This window comes from Mesorhizobium sp. M0016, assembly GCF_040324035.1.
Classification (GTDB): Bacteria; Pseudomonadota; Alphaproteobacteria; order Rhizobiales; family Rhizobiaceae; genus Mesorhizobium.
The window spans coordinates 24,182-44,533 of sequence record NZ_JAMYVM010000025.1 but is presented as its reverse complement, the minus strand read 5'-3'; the positions used below and the strand labels follow the sequence as shown (position 1 = coordinate 44,533).

Genomic DNA, 20,352 nt, shown 5'->3' with positions numbered 1-20,352 from the left:
CCTAGCCAGCGCTTCCCGAGCGTCCTTCAGAAGTTTTGCCATCTGTGTCCAGCACCGGTCGTTTTTCCTTGCAAGCTCCGTCGAGCGCAAGACGGCTTGCCCAGGCGAACGGAGCGATCGGCATCTCCGCTAGAATCCGGGCTCGGTGCCCAGATTCACTGACTGGAACAATCATTCAAATGAACGTTGGTGTGATCTGAAATCCGGCTAAGCTTGATCCGTAGGGGAATGACTGCTCGTTCGGAGACGCTTGAGCATATGATCATCGAGTTGTTTGGGCCGCCTGGCGCGGGTAAAACCACGCTGCTTCGCGGCCTCTGCCAAGGGCTGGCGAGACACGGCATCAATGTGAAGACAGTAAATGGGTATCGCCTGATTGAACCTGGATCGGCTCAGGATGACGCTCCGGAAATCCGCCATGGCATAGGAAGAATTGGCAAAAAGATTGCCACATCCGGTCCTATCTTGCTGTCGACCTTGCCAAAGGACAGTGTCGCGGCCCGGCTTCTGGCATCGATCCCTCTTCGAAGCCGCGTGTGGTCATGGCGAATGAAGGTCGACATCGCCCAACTGTGCCAGTCCTGGCGCCAAGCGCGGGAGTCGCCCGGTTGCTTCATCTTCGAAGAGGGCATGATTCAGGCTTTGTGTGCGCTGGGTGTGCTGGCTAGAACTCCAAGCCTCGACGCGGTCCGCGAGTGCCTGGCGTTCCTGCCGCGGCCGGATCTCGTTGTGCAACTCGACGCGCCCCAGGAAACGTTACGCCGCCGTCTTGTGGATAGGCATGCGCAGCAACCGCTCCTCGAGGTTATGCTGTTCGAACTTGGCGTGGACAAAGGATTAAGGCAGGCCGAAATCTCAAGAGAGGTCGGCGAGTGCCTGCGCCAGGACCGATGGCCGTTGATACAAGTCAATGGTGCTGAACCTCACGACGTGGACGGGGTCGTCGCGCGCGTTCTGGGAGAGCATGTTGGTCATGCTGCCTAGGCTGGCCCATGACCTATGATCCATGACACATTTATGCATTTGGCGCCAAGCCGGGCAGCATCTGCCGCCAAGCGCGCAATCATGTCGAATCGTGCTGATCGAGCACTTCGAGCATGGTCGTCAACATGCTTCCGACTTCCTCAGAGATTTCCTCGGGGCGGATTCCCGCTCTGATGGCATCCGCCGTTGCTTGGTCCGCAAGTTTCGCCGCAAGAGCCGGATCGGCCTTGGTGTAGAGTGGGATCTTATCCTCTACCCATTTCTGCAGGAATTCGATGCCGCGCGCGCTCATACCAAGTACAAGCTCGGCGGGGCTTCTTGGTTCCGTCAGCCATATTCAAGAACGTCAGACCATCTTGCTCAGGCTGACGTCCCACGGTCACGTCACGATGAACGAGGACGCCGTCAGAGCCAGATGTGGCGATAGAGTGGCAAATTGGATCTGATGTGCGCCGCCCGAGCCGTCGCTGTCAAAGGAAAGCGCGCCGGTCGTGCTGTTATAGACGATGTGATCGCCGCTGTCGTGCGCGGCCCTGCCGGCGTAAAACGCCGAAGAGGGAAGGGCGCCTGTATGCAGGCCGGCAAACACGGTGTGGTCGAGTTGGATCTTGTCGTGGCCCACTTTGAAATCGGTGACCTTGTCGATATTGCCGACCTTGAGAGCCGAATCGAAGACAAAGACGTCGTTGCCGCCATGTCCGGTCAGAACGTCTCTCCCGCCACCGCCGTTGATAGTGTTGCTCCCGGAATTGCCATCGATGGTTTGGGCGAATTCGTTTCCCGTGAGCTTGATGGCGGCAGTTCCCAATTTGCTGGTGGTCGCAAGATGCTCGACCTGCGAGCCGGCCGACAGCGCGTAGCTCACCGATGCCAGCACGCTGTCGTTGCCGCTGTGCCGCAGTTCCACCACCTTGTCGCCGGCGTTGTTGACATAGTAGGTGTCGTTGTAGCCGCGGCCCATCATCGTGTCCGCGCCAGCGGTGCCGCGAAGCACATCCGCGCTACCCGTGCCGTAGAAAATGTGATCGCCGGTGCTGGTCGGAGGGACACTTGTGGGCGGAGGCGCTGTGCTGGTAGGCGGCGGCGTCGGTTCGCTGGCCGAAGGACCGCTTGCGGTGCTCTGGTTGTGTTGAAGGAACAGAGCCTGCAGCGTCGGCGAGCTCTCAAGCGCCGTGTCGCCCTGTTGAGAACCCCAAGCATAGGCATAGTCGAAGGCCGGCGAAGGCGCTACCTTGGCCCAGTGGTCCAACATGGTCTTTTCCTGAGCAACGCTGGGCAGGACATAGCGACCGCCCGTGTCGGTCGTCCAGTCGCCGCCGCCGAAGGTCTGATACACGGGAACGACCTGACTGAGCGGGATGCCCGAGGCGACGGCCGCCGCCACAGTCCTGTCGATCATGTTGTAATCAATCGTGCTTGTTCCGGTCCGTACCGGGTAGGGATCCAAGCCGTAATAGTCGATATGCGTGTTGGCAGGATTGAAGGTGTTTGAAAAGTCGGGGTTAGCGGAAGACCCCATGTTCATCATTGTTATGAAGGTCTTGGCGCCGGGCAGGTGGCTGTGGATCCAGTCTGACTCCGCCTTCAGATCAGCGGCGGTGGCATAAGTTCCCCATTTGCCGGTCGGGTCCGGCTCATCGACGAGGAAGAAGCCAAACACTTTCGGATTGCCGATGAAGGGCGTGACCTTCTGGATAAAGGAGGAGGTTGCACCATCTGCTTCATTGAGCCACACCAGGCCTTTCTGGCCGGCCGGCAAGGCGTTGAGCTGGTCCAAGGAAGATACATCAACAAGATTGAATCCGGCTTTCGCGACCTCGGAGGCCGACCCGCCCGAGGCGTAATGGAGTGTTGTCATTGACATACCCTTCGTCCGATTCGGTAGGCGCCCCACACCTGCCTAGGGAAAGGATCCATTAGCGACAAATCAAATACCGGCGTCCCTTGATAGAATCTTTGATCATCGTCCGGAAAACACAACAGCCTCGATGCTACGCTTGCGTCAGAGGTTTGTAGATGATCCAAGTATGTCGGGCGCTCAAGCCTGCAACGAAAGCATTGCAGCGAAGTCTGCCGGAGCGCCTGCGCATTTGCAGTGGCGGCAATCGGCCAATGCGCGCTTCGGTTGCGCGAGCCACCGCCCAAATGCGCGCTTCCGCAGGATTTATTCGAGCTCAGACCGCAAAAGAATCGCGTCCTGGCGAAGCCCTCCCATTGCAGCCGCTCAATGCTCCTCGTGAGCAAAGCCTCGGCGCCAAATGTCCGCAAGGTCATGCGAGGCGCTCGCCGCTGGCAATTGCGGAGAGGCACTGAACTGGATCCCGCCGGGTTCAACCGAAAGGCGGGCGTGCGGGTCCGAATGACGGGGAGCATGGCAACGCGGTCGCCCATCCGCAGGAAGAGGCGGCTGGTGGTCCGACCGTATCCAAAGACCGGGTGAAAGCCTGTTCCAGACGAAGCGGTCGGGAGAACTGCCGGTGCGAGTCATCACACCATCTGGGTGCGATGTTGATCCGGCGTGAGAAGGCGGGCAGAGAACGCGAGCGCGCGGACCCCGTCGAACACAGCCCTCTTTTTCTAAATATCCGGCCCGCCGTGTCGTACGCGAACGTGTCGTCGTTGCACCGTCAGACCGGATGATCCAACGCACTGACCGAGGCGACAGCGATTGTGGCTGCATTGCCGCATCGTTGATCAGCTTGCTTCATGCAAACAGACGAGGACAGCACGAAAGCCTGCTCCTAGCGTGGGACTGGCTGTTGTGTGTTCAGGGGCGATGAAACCGGCCATGGAAACCGCGGATAGGGTCAGCTGTTTTACGAGATTGGGATCGCATCCAGGAGCGACAGGATGAGTCCGCATCTGGTTTGCGTTGGCGGCGAGGATCATAGACTAAGAATCCCGTTTCTTTTGGCGCTTCGCGAAAGGGGTTTTCAAGTCACTGCCGTTTCGAGTGATCTCGGAGCCGCCTTTTCACCCCATGGCATTGCCCATCGCCGATTCGGGTTCGACCGCTTTGGCAGCGGCGGTGCAGAATGGGGTGCTGTCAGCGCGATCCGTGAACTGATGTCCGAACTGCGTCCGGACATCATTCAAAGTTTCGACACCAAGCCCAATCTCCTAACTCCACTGGCGGTGCGCGGGCACGTTCCCGTCGTTCGCACCATCAACGGGCTTGGTTGGACATTCTCGTCGCGGGAGCCGCGGGCCCTGGCATTGCGTCCTTTCTTTTGCGGCCTTCAGGGGGTGGCGTCTCGTTGGACAGCCATGACCGTCTTCCAGAATAGTGATGATCAGGCCTTCTTCGAGCGCTACCGGCTGGTGGCTCGCGGCAAAGGGCGACTGATCCGGAGTTCTGGCATCGACCCCGATGCATTCTCGATGGCAAGGTATCGTGGTCCTTCGGCTGCCACGATGCGCGAGGAACTTGGCCTACAATCGGCCCAGGTCATAATATTTGTCGGCCGGCTCACGCGGCAGAAGGGGATTCCAACCCTCATCGAGGCGGTTCCTCGCGTTATCCGCGAGAGGCCCAACGCGCGTTTCGTACTTGTCGGCCCGCAAGACTCCGAAGGTCCGTTTGCCGTCAGCAGAGCCGATATCGAGCGCCATGTTCCCCACGTTGTCGCATTGGGGCCAAGGCGCGACATTCCAGCCCTCCTTGGCATGGCGGATATCTTTGCGTTTCCGACGCAATATCGCGAGGGAATTCCGCGTGTCCTGCTGGAGGCGGGATTGTCCGGATTGCCGATCGTCGCCTCGAACATGCCGGGCTGCAACGATGTGGTTGAGGATGGCTGGAACGGCTATCTAGTGGCGCCGCACGACGCGGATGGCTTGGCCTCCCGGATAGTCGATCTTCTTTCCGACCCCGCCCGTGGCAAGACGATGGGCAGCCGTTCCGTCGGATTCGTGCGGGAGCGGTTCTCGCTGTCGTGGGTGATCGACCAGTATTGCGACCTGTACAAGACAATACTGGGTGGCAGATATCGCAGCAGGCTTGTTCAAGCTGCGCAGGCGAATCCGAGGGAAGAGGCGGTGCCAAGCCCCCATCGACTGGGTGAGGCGCGGCAATGATGCGTGATGCGCTTCTGGCCTTCGGCGTCGCGATGTCCTACGCGGCGCAACTCAGCATCCCAGGGCTGCCCTTCGGCTACAGCGAACTGTGCCTCACGCTCTGGATAATGCTGTCGATGACGCGAATCCTTGCTGGCGGCCAACTGGAGGTTACGCCGGCACTGGCCAAGCTTGGGCTTTTCTGGCTGATCCTGGCGCTTGCCATGGGCGTGGGTTACATCATCGGTTTTCTGACAACCACGTTGTTCCTGGATCCGTTGTTGCACGACACGCTGGCCTATGTGCTGTTGGCGTGCGTCACCTGTCTGGCCGCTGCGGAGCCCGCCGCGTCTTTCCGTTTGCGTCGTATCGCCTGGTGGATGGTTGCTGTCGCGAATGCGGGCTTCATCATTCAGGTAGGGCTTGGTTTCGGCTGGCTCCATCAGGCTGGGGTCGAACCCTGGTACTGGGACCGCTTCTGCGGGTGGTCCGACAATCCGAACCAGCTTGCGCTCTACTGCGCCCTACTCGGTCCACTGGCCTTGCATCTTGCCACAACCACCAGCAATAAATGGGGAAGATGCCTTGCCCTATGCAGCCTCATATTCACCGTTTACGTCGGAAGGCTGACAAAAAGCGATACCTACCTTTATACCACGGTCCTGGCTTGTCTGATCCTTCTCGGGCTGCGGGTCCGGGCCTGGCTGACGAGCGACGGCAATAAGGCGAGCCTTTCAAGGCAGCTTGCCGTCCTGTTGGCCGTTGGCTTCCTGCCGCTGGCCCTGTCTATAGCGCCCTATGCCCTCAGCGAGGCCTCCAGCGCCGAAGACTTCGCCAAGAGCCTGACCAAAGACAAGGGCGGGGAAGCGACTGCCCAAACCGCGGCGCTTCGCCTCTATCTCTGGAATGCAGCCTTGGAGAAGGGGGCACGATCGGGATCGCTTGGACTGGGTCCGGGCCCGCACCTAGATAGTCCCCCCGTGGTCAATCAACAGTTTTTGCCGCGGCCCTTCGAGGCGCACAGCACCATCCTGGATCTCTACACTCAGGGCGGCCTGATTTCGGTTCTAGCCCTGATGTGGATCTTCGGCTCAGCTGCGTTGTCCGCCTGGCGGGCGAAGCTGGATGCTCTGGTGGCGCTCGTGGCATCGATCGCCGCCTTCAGTGCTCCGCATTTGGTCATCCGCCATCCGATCGTGTGGTTCTGTCTGACCCTCTGCCTTGTCGCTGGGACGCCGGAAGCGATCCCCGCGATCGTTCGCCAGAGGAGATGCTAGAATGTGTGGGATCGCCGGAATTTTGTTGGCGCCCGATGCACCCAACGCAAGTGCGCTCAGGGCCATCGGACCGATGGCGACGGCGCTTCGTCATCGCGGACCTGACGGTGAGGCCTTCTGGGTGAGCCGTGAAGGGGGGGTAGCCTTCGGCCACCGGCGACTGGCCATCGTCGATCTGTCCGAAGCGGGTCGCCAGCCAATGCTCTCCGCGAGCGGTCGGTATGTCATCACCTTCAATGGCGAGATATACAACTTTCGCGATCTGCGCCGTGAACTGGAAGGGTCGGGCCATCATTTCCGCGGCGCCAGCGACACGGAGGTCATGCTGTGCGCGATCGAAAGCTGGGGCCTTGATGCAGCCCTCGCGCGCTTCGCTGGCATGTTTGCTTTTGGGCTGTGGGACCTGAAGACCCGAACGCTTCAGCTTGCCCGCGACCGAATGGGGAAGAAGCCACTCTATGTCGCCCTGACACGTGATGCGCTCGTCTTCGCCTCGGAGTTGAAGGCGATCACTCGCTTCCCAGGCTTCACCCCGGAACTCGATGTCGATGCGGCGACGACAATGGTTTCCAAAGGCTGGGTGCCGGATGACCGTTGCATTTGGCAAGGCGTGTTCAAGCTGCCACCTGGATCAGTCCTGTCGGTCACTGCGGCGCAATTCGCCAACGCCCGAGGCACCGGTTCGCTTGCGCATCGCATTCACCCTTGGTGGTCGCTGGCCGATGTCGCCTGCAAGGGACAGCGCGATCCGATAGCCGCCAGCGACGAGGACCTCGCGACCGAGCTCGACAGCCTGCTCCGACTGGCCGTCAAGGAACGAATGGTTGCAGATGTGCCGCTGGGCGCCTTTCTGTCGGGCGGGATCGACAGCTCGACTGTCGTCGCCCTGATGCAGGCACAGTCCCGAAACCCCGTTCGGACGTTCACCATAGCGTTCGGGGAAGGTGGGTTTGATGAAGCTCCCCATGCGGCCGCGGTTGCTCGGCATCTGGGCACCGATCATACGGAACTTCATCTCTCGCCGGCTGCCGCGCTTGAGGTCATTCCGGAGCTGCCCCGGATTTGGGACGAGCCGTTTGCCGATGAATCGCAGATACCGACGCTGCTGGTGTCGCGCCTCGCGCGGCAACACGTAACCGTGGCGCTTTCAGGCGATGGCGGCGACGAGTGCTTCGCAGGCTATTCTCGACACTTCCTGGCAACCCGCCTCACAAAGCAGCATGAGCTGCCATTGTCATTTCGCCGGCTGTTGGCATCGGGGGCTGGGTTGCTGGCCCAAGCCTCTCAGAAAGATATCTTCGGCAATCTGCCGCTTTCGGCGAATATGCGGCATGGCTTGCGCGGTGACCGCCTGGCTCGCCTTGCCCGCCTGCTCGCGGCGCGAGATGAGGACGAACTCTTTCTGCAACTGACAAAATCTTCAGCCAACGACCTTGTTCATCGCAAGCCGTCGACAGCACCTACCGACACCACAAAGCTCGACGGCCTGCTCTCGCGTCTCCTATTCGCCGACATGACAGGCTATCTACCGGGCGACATTTTGGTGAAGCTCGATCGAGCCACCATGGCCAACAGCCTCGAGGGGCGATGCCCGATCCTGGACCATCGCGTCGTTGAATTCGCCTGGCGCTTGCCAGCCCGTGCCAAAGTCCGAAACGGGAAGGGCAAATGGTTGCTTCGCCGACTGCTTGATCGTTATGTACCACGCCGACTGGTCGACCGGCCCAAGCAAGGTTTCGACGTTCCGGTCGGGACTTGGTTGAAAGGGCCCTTGCGCGGCTGGGCAACCGATATCATTGCCACGATCGGCCGCTCCGGGGACGGGGTCATCGACCGTGAGAAGGTCGACGCATGCTGGCGCAATCATCTGCATGGAAGCCAAGATAATTTCCGCGACCTGTGGCCGGTGCTCATGTTTCAGGCGTGGCGCAACGAAGCCATGCGGCCATCGACGGTCGCCACGCACCCTTCTTACCATATCGAACTGACAGGGGATTGAGATGGAAGGTTCCATAGCCAACCGCGCCCGGCGTCCGCGCGCCAAGCAGATGGAAGTTGGGACACTTGAAACCAATCTGCGCTTGATGCGGCCGCCACGCGAGCCAACGCAATCGTCACCCTTCCACCAGCTCGTCATCATCCTGGCGACGCGAAAATGGTTCTTGCTTGCCATGGCCCTTCTGGGCGGCATCCTGGCCGGACTGGCAGGCTTCACCCGCCCGGTGCTGTTCGAGGCAACGACCCAGGTCATTATCGATGCCCCGAGCAGCAGTGCTTCGGGCGGCGTGGCGTCCGCCCAGGACTCGCTGGAATCGAACATCGATGATCATCTGACGATGCTCTCCTCGCAAGGCCACCTGCGTCGGGTCCTGGCAGCACTGCGCAAAGCCCAACCAGACGACGGTACCGGAAAGAGCGTCGTCAATGCCGTCCCGCCCGCGGCTGGCTCGTTCCTCATCGATCTCCTGAGCAGGGCCTGGAGACAGGATAACACGGTGGCGGAAAATCCGGACGCAGCGGACGCGCCCGAGTTGAAGGCGCTACGCAACGGAATGAGGGTCGGACAAGAGCTGCGATCGCGCGTCATCACCATCGGCTTCACCGATCCAAGTCCGGCGCGTGCGGCACTTGTCGCGAACACGTTTGCCCAGGTCTACATTCAAGATCTGGTACAAAAAAGCCGGGCATCGGATCAGGTTCATCTGGATTCGATAGTCGCCAGCCTTCCGCAAATACAAAGGGATCTTGTCGAAGCGACAGATCGGCTGGAGACATACCGGCTCACGCATGGCGCCGTCGATCAGACCGCGGCCAACAACGCAGCCAGTGAGACAGCGGAACTCGGCCGGCAGATATTCCTATCGAAAGCCAGTCTTTCCGCGTCGGAAGCGCGCCTTCGCCGTATTGAGGACCTGCGCAAGGCGGGCGCCCCGGTCACGGCCATCGCTGAAGAAATCGGGTCGCCCGTGTTGACGGACCTGGTGACACGCCAGTCGGGTGCCGACGGCGATCTGCGCAACGCGATCGCCCGCGAAATGGAGCAAAGCGTTGCCCGAATCGCTGCCGAGGCAAATGTCTACCGGTCTCAGGCTACGGCTCTTGAAAGTCGCAAGTCGATGCTCGACGCGGCCGTGGCCGACACGGCGAGCCAACTTTCGGGGCTGCGTTCCCTTGAGCCTCGGGTAGCCATCGTGACGCAGCATTACAACGAACTCCTGAGCCGACAGCAGGATCTGATACGTCGCATCGCCGCTCCTTCGCCAGGCGTAGCGGTCCTTTCGACCGCCTGGCCGCCGTCGACCCCCATGACATTGTCGCCAATTTTCCTGATTCCCCCCGGCATGGTCGTCTTTGGTCTCATGGGGGCGGTCATTGTCCTGGTCCGCAACGGTTTCAACCAAACCTTGCGCAGCGAAGCCGAAGCCGAGGCCGAGCTTGGAGTCCCGTGCGTAGGACTGCTTCCCAGGGTTGCGGGACTTAACGCCAGAAAGCTGCGGCATCTGGTTCTGAGCCAGCAGAACTTGCCGTTCAGCCGCGCCGTGACTTCGCTGCTCGTCACTGCGGCGCCAACTCAGGGGAAGGGGCAGCCGCCGCATATCATTCTCGTGACGTCCAGCATCCAGGACGATGCCAAGACCGAGTTGGCATGGAGCCTGGCGCTGGCGGCAACGCGGCTGGGAGGAAGAGTGCTTTTCCTCGATCTCGATCGCAAGGATGTACGGCTCACGAACGGGTTTCGTGGTGAATTCAGCACCGACAAGGCCCGGAACTCCTTCGGCGACTATGTGAATGAACGTTGCGTGCTGAAGGATGCAATTACGAGGATGCCGGAAATCGGTATCGACCTCATGGCCGCTCCAGCACCTTCCGATGATCTCCTGACCCTTCTGTCCACCGTCGACAAATGCCAGTTCACCGAGGAGCTGCGTTCGGCCTACGACGTGGTCATCATGAACGGTCCCCTGGGCCTCGGGGGGCCTGAAACCAGGCTGCTTAAGCGCTGGGCCGATTCGGTGCTTTTTGCCGTTCGCTGGGCAAGGACGAGGCGCAGCATTGCCCGTGGTGCTCTGGATGCAATAGGGACCGGCGGATCCGCCACCGTTCCAGTAGGGAGTGTGCTCACCCGGGTGAACCTGAAGAGGCTAGCCGGCTCCAGGCTCGGAGACAACGCCGATCTTCTGTTGGAGAGGGTTTGAAGATGCGTGTGCGATCTTCAACAGAAGCTCCAGGGAGCGATCGCGCCCCTAAATCGAGCCAGCTACACGATGATCATTGAATTTTTCGGACCTCCAGGATCCGGCAAAACAACCTTCGCACATGCGCTTGCGCAGCAGCTGCGCGGGAAAGGCTATCACGCCAAGGTCGCTCTCAGCTACAAGCCAAGCACCAGGGCCGCCAAATATGATCTCGGAATCTTTCTGTTCATATCACGGATCGTATCGGCGATATTTTCAACAGCCAGAATACTGCTTTTTTCGGCAGGGCGAGCAGATGATATTTCCAATTCATTTGCAATGGTGAGGATGATACCGCCAAGAAACCGAATATGGCGCGCGCGAATCTGGCGATACATCCTGCACCTTTCGCGTTGCTGGAAGTCTGCGGAGCAATCGCCCGAAATTATAATTTTCGATCAAGGATATGTTCAAGCGATTGGTTCGCTTGCGATGTTTAATGGGAGCACCAACCCCGGAGCGCTGGAAAAGGCGCTCAGCCTCGCACCGGCGGCCGATCTCACCGTCAGGCTCTTGGTGCCAGCTGCGGTCGTGGAAAGTCGCCTTCGTCGGCGGATGGAGCTTGAGCCGCCGGCGGAACGGATTTTCGAGGCCGACTTGAACGTGAACATGCGCTCGTTCGCCGTTTTTGAAGCGATGCATGACCTCCTTACAACATCTGGCCGGGAAATCATCTCCGTCGAAAACACCGATGGTCCATCGACCTTTAAAAGTATTTGTCGGATTGAGAGACAAATACTTTCTGCATTGTCGCGCTTCGATAGGGCGGTCGGCGAAAAGCAAATTGAGTTGCCGGCTCATCGCGCAGATGTAACTGGTTCAGCAACCGCGCCGCCGCGCAACAAGGACATGGGCTCGCGGCTCGCTTGGGCAAGCATATTCGCCTTGCTGATCTATATTGGTGGCGCTGGTTTGACCAGTCTTGCCCAGTTGGCAATTGCACGCCTTATCGGACCTCACAACTACGGCATCTATTCCTACGTTCAGGCTTGGACGTCAGTGCTCGCCTATCTGGCAACGCTTGGCTTTAATGTATCATTGTTGCGTTTCCTCCCGGCCTATAGGGCCAGTGGCAGGCTTGATCTGGCCCGCGGGGTGATAAGATTTGCGCTGCAGAGATCGCTGATAGCGGCAACCTTATTCGGGATGATCGGCGCTGCGTCCGTCCTGTTCCTTTCAGATCCAACGGAAAGAGGGCTTGAGACAAGCATCGTGCTCGGCATGATGGCTGTGCCCTTGGTTACGGCCTATGCTCTCGGAGCCACGCTTGTGCGTGCTTTCGGCGGCGTTGTCTCGGCGTTGTTGCCGGAGCGCATCATGCGAGACGGACTCCTGCTCGTGTTGGTAGCGCTCCTGGCATTGTCGGGATTTCGAACAGTGGATGCGCCCTCGGTGACGATGGCGGTGCTTGTGAGTTCCGCTTTCACAGCGGCGCTGGTGTTCATCATCGCAAGGAGGTTTGAACCACCCGGCCTGGGACACGCCAAGCCAAGTTATGCCTCGAGGGAATGGTGGCTTGCCGTCCCCCCGCTCATGCTCATCACTGGGCTCGATGTTTTCGTCAGTCGGGCAGGAGTCCTGGTTTTGGGCTGGACAAGCCATATTGCTGAAGCGGGTATTTTCGCGCTGGCCTTGAATGTCGCGATGCTCGTGGGCCTGTCCCGTATCGCCGTGGCAACCATGTTTTCGCCAACAGCAGCCGATCTCTACGTCAGAGGCGATCGCAGAGGCCTACAACAGCTGTTCGCGCGCGCAACCCTGCTTTCTGCTGGCGGTGCCATCCTGGTGGCCGTCCCAATGATGGTGATAGTCGAGCCGTTCTTGAGCTATTTCGGTGAGGGTTATAGCGCGGGAGCGCCGATCGCACGGGTTCTGATTTTGGGATATGTCTTTGTCGCGCTGTGCGGGCCCCAACAGAATCTCCTGACCATGACTGGAAATGAATGGGCTGCGGCAACGACGATGGTAGCGGGTGCTGTGGCCAATATAATTGCCTGTGCAGCCGGAGTTGCGGTGTACGGCCTGCTTGGCGCTGCGGTGGGTGTGGCACTTGCACTGAGCATCTGGAGCATTGCCATGGCCGTTTATATCCGCAAGCGACTGAAAATCATGCCAGGCTTGGTTTTTGCCTTGCTGTCGATGAGGCCGAGCGCGGTCGATGCCCGTCAATGGCATTGGTTCTTGAGGGCGAGCAAATGAGACCACTGTTTTCGCTACGGTGATCGCCGTCGTTCGGGCAGGAAGTCACGAAGCCCGGATCGCACAAAGGCCATAGGGCTGCGCAGACGCTTCGGCGTATACCTGTTCCGGACACCCGCGTCCCCGCGGGCAGCCGATACTTTGCGGGCGGTGTCCGTCATTTGAAGGATGCATCAGTTTCGGAGGTGCACCACGGTGTGCTCACAATCTGCGGAGCATCCATGGAACAAGCCCGAATGGCGAGCGCCTCGGCGCCTGCAGTGCGCCGTCGCTCGGAGAGATCGACGCCTGTCGAGCGCAGCCAACGCGAAACCCTCACCCAGGTCCAGGTCCTGCGCGCCCTCGCGGCTAGTTCGGTCGCGCTGCGACACGCCCAGCATGATGCGGCCACCCTGGAATTACAGGCCGGCCGCACCTTTCAGAGCTGGAATCCGATACCATGGAGCGCTGGAGTCGATATTTTCTTCGTGATTTCCGGCCTTATCATGGTGCATACGTCGCGACAGCTGTTCGCAAAGCCCGGGGGCGCGCGTCTCTTCATTTCCCGCCGGATCGCGCGAATTGTCCCGCTATATTGGGCGCTCACCTCGCTCTACATTGCGGTAGCGGTGGCCGCCCCAAATCTTCTCAACCAGAGCTACGTCGATTTCAGGTTTGTAGTCGAATCCTACTTATTCGTTCCGGCCAGTCGCCCTGACGGCGTCGTTCAGCCGGTCTACGAGTTGGGTTGGACGCTCAATTATGAGATGCTGTTTTACGTGCTGTTCACGGCGACGATCGTGCTGCCCATGCGGTGGGCAGTTACGGTCCTGCTCACGATCCTGGTTGGGATGGTGCTCTTGGGCGCTCTTGCGGCTCCTTTGCCAGAGCCTTGGGGTTTCTGGACCAATCCGATCATCCTCGAATTCGCTTTCGGCGCGATGATCGGGGTCATGTGCGCCTCGGGCCTGCGGCCTTCCGGCCCAATCAGGGCCTGTGTCGCCGCAACGGGACTGGGTGCCCTGATGCTTGCGGCGGCGTTTCCCGATATCTCGGCCGGCCTTGGTCGCCCTGTCGTGTATGGCATTCCGGCGTCTCTAATTGTTTGGAGTGCTGCCCTGGCAGAGCCGGGTAAACTGAGGCATGACAGCCTGGCGGCGAGGTGGGCCGCTGGCGTTGGCGATGCGTCATACGCTCTTTACCTCATGCATCCATTCGTGATCCGCGCCATGCGCATAATTTTCTGGCGTACAGGCTTGATCTTTGTGCTCGGCCCGTGGGCTTTCATCGGTTCGGCCTTGGCGATAACCCTGGGCGTGGCATTTATCACCCACCGTCTGTTCGAGAAGCCGCTCACCCGCTATGCGCGGCGCCTTTTGGGGGTCGGGCACAGCACAGGGCGGCAGCTTGGGTCCCTTCCATTGCCGGCGTATCCCAAGACAGATTGAAGGCGAGCCGCGACCCTGCCACACCAAGGAAATGCCGCTGTTGTGCTCACTATGCCGTTGCCGTAAGGCCGGCTGGTCGCACCTGTCCGACGGGGCATGCATGGAATTCCCGATACCATTCCACGAAACGTTGCACGCCGTCCTCCAGTGTTGTCGCCGGTGCGAAGCCAACGGCGCGGCGGAGGTCCCTGACATCGGCGCGGGTTTCCAGGACGTCACCTGGTGGTAAAGGTACGTTGACGCGAAGGGCGCGGCGGCCAAGGGCCGTCTCGATGAGCGCGATCAGATGGTTGATTTCTTCAGGCCGATCATTGCCGATATTGTAGAGCCGATACGGCGCCGAGCTGGTGGCAGGATCGGCAGCGCGACCGTCCCAATCGGGATCCTGACACGGTGGTTTGGCGAGCACGCGAACAACCCCCTCTACGATGTCGTCGATATAGGTGAAATCCCGCCATACGCGCCCGGCATTGGCGATTTCGATCGTTCGGCCCTCGGCGATGGCATGGGTGAAAGTATAGACAGCCATGTCGGGCCTGCCCCAGGGACCATAGACGGTGAAGAAGCGCAGTCCGGTTGCGGGCAAGCCGAACAGATGGCTGTAGGAATGCGCCATGCACTCGTTGGCGGCCTTGGTGGCGGCGTAGAAGCTCACCGGATGATTGGCACCATGATGCTCGGAAAAGGGTATGCGTCGATTGGCACCATATACGGAGCTCGACGAGGCATAAACGAGATGGCTGACGCCGGCGTGTCGGCAGCCCTCCAGAACGTTGAGAAACGCGACTATGTTTGACTCCACATAGGCATGCGGGTCCACGAGCGAATGACGTACCCCGGCCTGGGCGGCCAGATGCACGAAGTGCGATGGCTGGAATTCGCAGAACAGCGCTTTCACCAGCGACCGGTCCGCCAGGTCGAAGCGCATCGGCGTGAACCTCGGCTCGGCGCAGAGCCGTGTAAATCGCGCCTCCTTCAGCTTCAGGTCGTAGTAAGGCGTGAAGTTGTCGACGCCGATGACCTCGGCGCCGAGCCGCAAAAGGCGTAACGCAACATGAAATCCGATGAACCCAGCGGCGCCCGTGACGATGATCGGCCCCGTGTGCGTAAGGGTCGACGCAGCACCATCCTGCAGCCCGTGAACGATATCCGCCAGCTTGTTGACCTTCGAATCTGCTTCGGCCATGGCAAGTCACTCCCGTTTCCAGGTTCCGCGTTCCGCGCTATCTCGGCAGCGCTTGAACGATCGGAAATGGCGCCGCCGGCCTTGTGATCTACGCGACAGCGCGCTCAATGCGGGCCGCCGCTGTCTGAATCAAAGCGGATGCAGACAGCAGTCGATTTCTCATGGCAAAACCGAAATGCGCCCCAAAAGAGCCACTAGTTCCGCCTGACGCCTCGTGTCGGTCTTGGCGAACAGCGAGGCGAGCTGAGAGCGAATAGTCGTGCGACTGAGATGCCAGCTACGGGCGATCTCCAAGGGCGCGTCGCCATGGGCCAGGCGTAGCGCCAACTGCGTTTCCGCGCTGGTCAAACCGAACATCCTTTGCAACGTGCGAGGGTTGGCCGCCGATTTGTTATCCCGGTCCAGCAATGCGACGACGGTTGTCCCGTCCGGTGTAACGACGCCCGTCTCGTTCATGGTCACCGGCCTGTCGCCTCTGCTGTGGATCACTACCCATGAGAGTGAGCCCGGCTGGAGGTGGACCGGAACATTCGCGACCAGCCGCCTCAACCCGGCAGCAAGCTCGACGGCTGTATCAGTTGCTTCGCCCTGGCGTGCGAGGGTGTCCCGAGCGGCAGCGTTCCATTCTATTACTTTCTTGTCTCGGTCCAGGACGAGATAGCCGCAACCCATACGATCAAGCATGCCGGTGATGGATTCCAGGCTGCGTCGTCGAGATCCGCCGACCCTTGCGTCCGGCCGGTCCACAAGGCTTATCGGCCTTTCGTGGCGGGTATCGTTCAATACAATGTATTGCCTGCCTGCAAGCGCATCGTTTCGCGTTTCAATCAGTGTCATCGCTTCCACCCAACCCATTGCTACTGACGCAAATCAAATCTGATGAAGTTGCTGCTTCAACTTGAATTTCCACATACTGCGAGAAATCTGCGAATGGTTTTTCCGCAGCGTCTCTTGGATATATCTTTCTGAAGAGCGCTCCTGACACCATGATTTTATTCGCCGGCAAAGTCATGGCAATCGGGCATTGGGATTAGGTGCCACCCCTTCGGCCTAGTCTCGACGGACTAGACCGAAAGTTGTAGTCTTTGCGCATGGGTTCGGACCTGCGCTGGCTCAAATCGAATGTGTCGAGCACTACGTGGGCTCATCTAGCTTCGCTTTTGGTGTTTGCAGCATCGATAGCATTCGAGGCGATAAGTACGGTATATGGCGGCCAGCCGTTGCCGCTTGTTGCGTTTATCCCCATAACCGTTGTCATCGTGTATCTTGAGGGCCGTTTTGTTGCCATCGCAGCAACGCTTCTGATGGCGGTCGCCGGCTTGTGGATGCGACACCTGTTGGACGGTCACCTCACTGGTGGAGACTGGACCGGGGCCGTCTTCCTTCTGGGTTCGGGTAGCCTGATCGCAGCTGTGTTCCACCGCCTGCGACAAGATCTGCATGGTGCGCTCAGGGTGGCAGAAGCGAGGCTCGGTGCCATCGACGCTGCCGCCTTGGGCTTTGCTAATACCAATCGCCATGGCGAACTGCTGCAGTCGAATAGACGGCTTTTGGAGATGACCGGCTACGCGCACAAGGAACTTGCCCAACTCAAGCTGGAGGAACTCATTGTCCCCGACGATCGAGGTACTGTGCGGAAACTTTTGGAAGATTTGGGCAATGGGACCGCGTCTGCTACGGATATCCGCGTTTTGCGCAAGGATGGCACGGCATTCTGGGCTCACCTGGCCCTGTCTTCGTCGCGGCCGGAAGAGGCGCCAAATGAGAGCGTATTCGCGGTGATTGACGATATTTCCGAGCGACAAGCGGCACGCGAGGCCCTTCGGGCTCAGAAGGAATGGCTCGATCTCGCCGTATCTGCCGGGCGCCTGGGCACATGGCAAATAGACATTGAGGATGGGACAGTCGCCGGCTCCGGCAAGTTCTGGGACATCCTTGGTCTGCCTCCGGCCCCAGTCCGCCGCTTGGAAGAACTCTCGGCCGTAATCCATCCCGTCGACTGGCCGAAGTTGTCCGCCTCGGCAAAGCCTTCATCGGCATTGAACTTTGACGTCGAGATTCGCGTCCGGCAAGTGGATGGTCACACACGCTGGATTGCATTGCGTGGACGGCAGGAAGAGCACGGCGACCGCAAAATGCGCATCGGGGTGGCGGCGGATCTGACCGAACGTCGACAAACAACTTTGCTTCGCGCCGCCGTAAAGAGACGCGAGCGCATAATGCGCGAAGAGCGCCATCGGTTCAGCAATGTGTTTCCAGTGATTAGAGCTCTGGTCAACATGATCGATATTCCCGACAATGATGTTGCCAAATACAAGGAGATGTTGATCGATTGGATTCGAACACTGGAGGCGACCCATCGCATCCTTTCTCGTCATGCCAACCTGTCAGGGATGCTCCATGAACTCGTGGACCGGGAATTGCAGCCCTTCAAGGAGACACGCGACATTACGATCAGTGGACCTTCCCTCACTGTGCCAAGCGGCGCCGCCGAGGGCTTGGCGATGATCCTTCACGAGTTGACGACAAACTCGGTGAAACATGGTGCGCTGGGTGACCCGAATGGCAAGGTCGAAGTTAAGTGGCGATTTGCATCCGAGGACGAAGGTGACGACCTCGTGTTCGATTGGGTGGAATCGGGCCGACGGAAGAGTTCAAAAGTCGTACGCCGCGGGTTCGGGTCACTGATAATCGGTGTGGACAGCACGCCGCTTGTCGGGCATTCCCCGAATATGGAAATAACCGAAGATGGCCTTCGATATTCGCTGCGTGTATCGCGCAAAGAAATTGAGGAATTTGGATTGCAATAGAGCCCCTCCAAGTCGAAGCCGAATTGGCCAATTAACCGATGGTGTGGGCCCTTTGCTGCGATTTCCTGCAAGCAAACTCGGGCCGGTTCGAGGGGCATACGTCAACTCGCCTGTCTCGTCAGCCAGCTTTGGAGCAACACAGCTGCTTCGGTACGGTTTCTAACCCCAAGCTCACGCAGCACGGCTGCGGCATGGATTTTCGTTGTCGCCTCGGCAATGTCCAGATTACGGGCAATCTCCTTATTCGAGTACCCCTCTGCCATCAGCTTGAGGACGTCCTTCTGTCTAGACGTCAGCCTAGCGACGTCGCCCGAGCCCTCGTGCCGGCGGCTGGGATTTTGAACCGGAGGTGGGGGGGCATGCGATCTCTGGTCGGCAGACGTTCGAGATAGCAGAGATGGCACATAGATCCGGCCAGCGAGGATTTCGTTTACAGCCAGCACGACTTCTTCGTCGCTCTGCGATTTGACGATATACCCGTGAAGTCCGATCGAAAGCGCGGTCAGTATCTCCGAGCGGGAATCATCCCCGGAAACGATCGCAAAGCGAGTGTCAGGATAGGCAGCCATAAAGTCGCTGAGCACTTCCTGATGGAACAGCCCAGGCATGTTCAGATCGAGGATCGCAAGATCGATGGAAGCCTGCTCCTCTAGAAGATTGACCGCGGCATCGAAACACGAAGCTTCGAATATTTCGGCGCTTGGAATTCCAGCCATGAGAGCCAGCCGGAGACCACGCCGATATAAGCCGTGATCGTCGGCAATGACGATCCGAGCCATGCAACTACCCCAACGCGTTACTCGGTTCCCGACGAGAAAACCCGCTGGAACCTCCCATTCGCCTATGATCGACAATCCGTGGTGGTCCTAAAATGGCGGCCATCCACTGGTCAACGCATCACAGTGATGTCCGCAGCGTCCCATCCACGCACATCCAGAACGTCTAATATAATACTAAATTGCGAAGCTCATCCATAGATTTTTAACCCTGGCGTGCGGTGCCCGTCCGCAAAACGATGCCGGTTTCCCATTTCTGGGTCCAAAGCCAGCTGTTCAGGACCATCGTAATCATGTGACATCTGTTATGTCGCCACCCGCTGTCGCCGGACCTGTAGGCCGGTCCGCCCCTGGCGGATCGCAGCTTTCTTGAAAGCAATTGCTTTCGTTTTATCGGCGTCATGATCAGTGCCCAATCGCGCTTCTATCGGCTGTTGATCTCGTGGCCATCTAATACCTTGAACGTTTTGAATCCCTACCATTCGAATGCACGACGACAGCCGCCCCGGCTGTCACATACCTTTTCGCATATGATGTTCGGATTGCCGCCGAGGTTTGGCCGGATTTGAGGGTGTGCCCTGGCCGGACAATGGAACACCGATCCCGAACAAAGCCAACTGCAGATCAGGAGGATCGAATGAAAGCGGTGATTCAATGTGGTGGGATGGGTACGCGCCTTCGACCGTTTACATCGGTCCTGCCGAAACCATTAATGCCGATAGGGGCCAGGCCTGTTCTTGAGTTGCTTTTGAAGTGGCTGCGGCGCAACGGCATTGAAGAGGTATATATTACGACAGGGTATCTAGGACATTTGATCCGGAGCGTCTGCGGCGACGGATCGCAATGGAACTTGAAGATCAAATATACCCAGGAAATGGAGCCACTCGGCACCGTCGGACCTCTCTCTCTGATTAGGGATGAACTGAACGAAACATTTGTCGTTCTGAACGGCGATGTCCTCACAGATCTAAGCCTGAGCCGGTTTGTAGCCGCGCACCGCTTGCATAGGGATCCCGTTACGATCGCCACGGCGTGCCGTCATATCAAGATGGACTTCGGGGTCATCGACGAGATCGACAATACCGTCCAGCTCTTCCGGGAAAAGCCGACGCTTTCCCATCTCGTCAGCATGGGTATTTACTGCATGAACCCAGATGTCCTGCGGTTCATTCCGTCCGGGATCCCATTTGGGTTCGATGACCTGATGCTGCAGATGATGCAGGGCGGCACGACCGTGCATGTTTACAAGCATGACGGTCTTTGGCTCGACATCGGTCGTGTCGATGACTTCCAGAATGCACAGGCAATTGCCTGGGAAGATCAGTCGTCCTCAATCGAGGTCGCGGCTGCCGCTGCAGCCGCATGAAAGTCTGATGCAGAGGTCTAGCCACTAACAAGGCTT

At 59.1% G+C, this 20,352-nt stretch carries 14 protein-coding genes; 9 read left to right on the top strand and 5 right to left on the bottom strand.

Annotation, left to right across the window (positions count from 1 at the left end; all coding sequences use genetic code 11):
* Positions 1-258 precede the first annotated feature (258 nt).
* Positions 259-984 carry an AAA family ATPase gene (locus NKJ88_RS27160; protein WP_023670888.1) on the top strand — a complete coding sequence of 242 codons (726 nt, stop codon included), beginning with the start codon at positions 259-261 and terminating at the stop codon, positions 982-984.
* Positions 985-1,063: 79 nt separating this feature from the next.
* Here NKJ88_RS27160 and NKJ88_RS27155 read toward each other — a convergent pair whose 3' ends face one another.
* Both NKJ88_RS27155 and NKJ88_RS27150 read right to left on the bottom strand, forming a co-directional pair.
* Positions 1,064-1,276, bottom strand: a complete 213-nt coding sequence (locus NKJ88_RS27155; RefSeq protein ID WP_023670889.1) for a DUF768 domain-containing protein — start codon at positions 1,274-1,276, stop codon at positions 1,064-1,066.
* An 87-nt stretch (positions 1,277-1,363) separates the two neighbouring features.
* Positions 1,364-2,842 (bottom strand): M10 family metallopeptidase C-terminal domain-containing protein, encoded by a 1,479-nt coding sequence (locus NKJ88_RS27150; protein WP_023681029.1) that lies wholly within the window; start codon positions 2,840-2,842, stop codon positions 1,364-1,366.
* A gap of 992 nt (positions 2,843-3,834) precedes the next feature.
* Between NKJ88_RS27150 and NKJ88_RS27145 the strand changes: the two genes are divergently transcribed.
* From NKJ88_RS27145 to NKJ88_RS27120, 6 genes are all read left to right on the top strand, one after another.
* A complete protein-coding gene (locus NKJ88_RS27145) occupies positions 3,835-5,061 on the top strand; it encodes a glycosyltransferase family 4 protein (protein ID WP_352446268.1) in 1,227 nt (408 codons plus the stop codon).
* Complete coding sequence (locus NKJ88_RS27140) at positions 5,058-6,317, top strand: O-antigen ligase family protein (protein WP_352446266.1); 1,260 nt, start codon at positions 5,058-5,060, stop codon at positions 6,315-6,317. The genes NKJ88_RS27145 and NKJ88_RS27140 overlap by 4 nt, the downstream gene beginning before the upstream one ends.
* 1 nt (position 6,318) lies before the next feature.
* Entirely contained in the window at positions 6,319-8,316 is a 1,998-nt protein-coding gene (gene asnB / locus NKJ88_RS27135) for an asparagine synthase (glutamine-hydrolyzing) (protein ID WP_352446264.1), read from the top strand.
* 1 nt (position 8,317) lies between these two features.
* A complete protein-coding gene (locus tag NKJ88_RS27130; protein ID WP_352446263.1) occupies positions 8,318-10,513 on the top strand; it encodes a GumC family protein in 2,196 nt (731 codons plus the stop codon).
* Between the two features lie 69 nt (positions 10,514-10,582).
* Positions 10,583-12,751, top strand: a complete 2,169-nt coding sequence (locus NKJ88_RS27125; protein WP_031356120.1) for a polysaccharide biosynthesis C-terminal domain-containing protein — start codon at positions 10,583-10,585, stop codon at positions 12,749-12,751.
* Positions 12,752-12,972: 221 nt separating this feature from the next.
* Complete coding sequence (locus NKJ88_RS27120) at positions 12,973-14,178, top strand: acyltransferase family protein (protein WP_050589855.1); 1,206 nt, start codon at positions 12,973-12,975, stop codon at positions 14,176-14,178.
* 49 nt (positions 14,179-14,227) lie between these two features.
* Here the strand turns inward: NKJ88_RS27120 and NKJ88_RS27115 are convergent, their stop codons facing one another.
* Entirely contained in the window at positions 14,228-15,364 is a 1,137-nt protein-coding gene (locus NKJ88_RS27115; RefSeq protein ID WP_023737042.1) for an NAD-dependent epimerase/dehydratase family protein, read from the bottom strand.
* Positions 15,365-15,523: 159 nt separating this feature from the next.
* Positions 15,524-16,201, bottom strand: a complete 678-nt coding sequence (locus NKJ88_RS27110) for a helix-turn-helix transcriptional regulator (RefSeq protein WP_023689781.1) — start codon at positions 16,199-16,201, stop codon at positions 15,524-15,526.
* A gap of 254 nt (positions 16,202-16,455) precedes the next feature.
* On the opposite strand from NKJ88_RS27110, the gene NKJ88_RS27105 reads away from it, so the two are divergent.
* Positions 16,456-18,174, top strand: a complete 1,719-nt coding sequence (locus tag NKJ88_RS27105) for a PAS domain S-box protein (protein WP_023824741.1) — start codon at positions 16,456-16,458, stop codon at positions 18,172-18,174.
* A gap of 101 nt (positions 18,175-18,275) precedes the next feature.
* Here the strand turns inward: NKJ88_RS27105 and NKJ88_RS27100 are convergent, their stop codons facing one another.
* Positions 18,276-18,953: a LuxR C-terminal-related transcriptional regulator gene (locus tag NKJ88_RS27100; RefSeq protein WP_023670902.1), complete on the bottom strand. Its 678-nt coding sequence runs from the start codon at positions 18,951-18,953 to the stop codon at positions 18,276-18,278.
* Between the two features lie 634 nt (positions 18,954-19,587).
* On the opposite strand from NKJ88_RS27100, the gene NKJ88_RS27095 reads away from it, so the two are divergent.
* Positions 19,588-20,316 carry a nucleotidyltransferase family protein gene (locus tag NKJ88_RS27095; protein WP_023681041.1) on the top strand — a complete coding sequence of 243 codons (729 nt, stop codon included), beginning with the start codon at positions 19,588-19,590 and terminating at the stop codon, positions 20,314-20,316.
* Positions 20,317-20,352 lie beyond the last annotated feature (36 nt).

What these genes read in the sequence shown, in the direction of transcription:
- NKJ88_RS27100 (WP_023670902.1), bottom strand. Translation starts at nt 18,953, where the DNA reads ATGGCTCGGATCGTCATTGCCGACGATCACGGCTTATATCGGCGTGGT.
- NKJ88_RS27150 (WP_023681029.1), bottom strand. Translation starts at nt 2,842, where the DNA reads ATGACAACACTCCATTACGCCTCGGGCGGGTCGGCCTCCGAGGTCGCG.
- NKJ88_RS27145 (WP_352446268.1), top strand. Translation starts at nt 3,835, where the DNA reads ATGAGTCCGCATCTGGTTTGCGTTGGCGGCGAGGATCATAGACTAAGA.
- NKJ88_RS27160 (WP_023670888.1), top strand. Translation starts at nt 259, where the DNA reads ATGATCATCGAGTTGTTTGGGCCGCCTGGCGCGGGTAAAACCACGCTG.
- NKJ88_RS27110 (WP_023689781.1), bottom strand. Translation starts at nt 16,201, where the DNA reads ATGACACTGATTGAAACGCGAAACGATGCGCTTGCAGGCAGGCAATAC.
- NKJ88_RS27095 (WP_023681041.1), top strand. Translation starts at nt 19,588, where the DNA reads ATGAAAGCGGTGATTCAATGTGGTGGGATGGGTACGCGCCTTCGACCG.
- NKJ88_RS27155 (WP_023670889.1), bottom strand. Translation starts at nt 1,276, where the DNA reads ATGAGCGCGCGCGGCATCGAATTCCTGCAGAAATGGGTAGAGGATAAG.
- NKJ88_RS27115 (WP_023737042.1), bottom strand. Translation starts at nt 15,364, where the DNA reads ATGGCCGAAGCAGATTCGAAGGTCAACAAGCTGGCGGATATCGTTCAC.
- NKJ88_RS27120 (WP_050589855.1), top strand. Translation starts at nt 12,973, where the DNA reads ATGGAACAAGCCCGAATGGCGAGCGCCTCGGCGCCTGCAGTGCGCCGT.
- NKJ88_RS27125 (WP_031356120.1), top strand. Translation starts at nt 10,583, where the DNA reads ATGATCATTGAATTTTTCGGACCTCCAGGATCCGGCAAAACAACCTTC.
- NKJ88_RS27140 (WP_352446266.1), top strand. Translation starts at nt 5,058, where the DNA reads ATGATGCGTGATGCGCTTCTGGCCTTCGGCGTCGCGATGTCCTACGCG.
- NKJ88_RS27105 (WP_023824741.1), top strand. Translation starts at nt 16,456, where the DNA reads ATGGGTTCGGACCTGCGCTGGCTCAAATCGAATGTGTCGAGCACTACG.
- asnB (WP_352446264.1), top strand. Translation starts at nt 6,319, where the DNA reads ATGTGTGGGATCGCCGGAATTTTGTTGGCGCCCGATGCACCCAACGCA.
- NKJ88_RS27130 (WP_352446263.1), top strand. Translation starts at nt 8,318, where the DNA reads ATGGAAGGTTCCATAGCCAACCGCGCCCGGCGTCCGCGCGCCAAGCAG.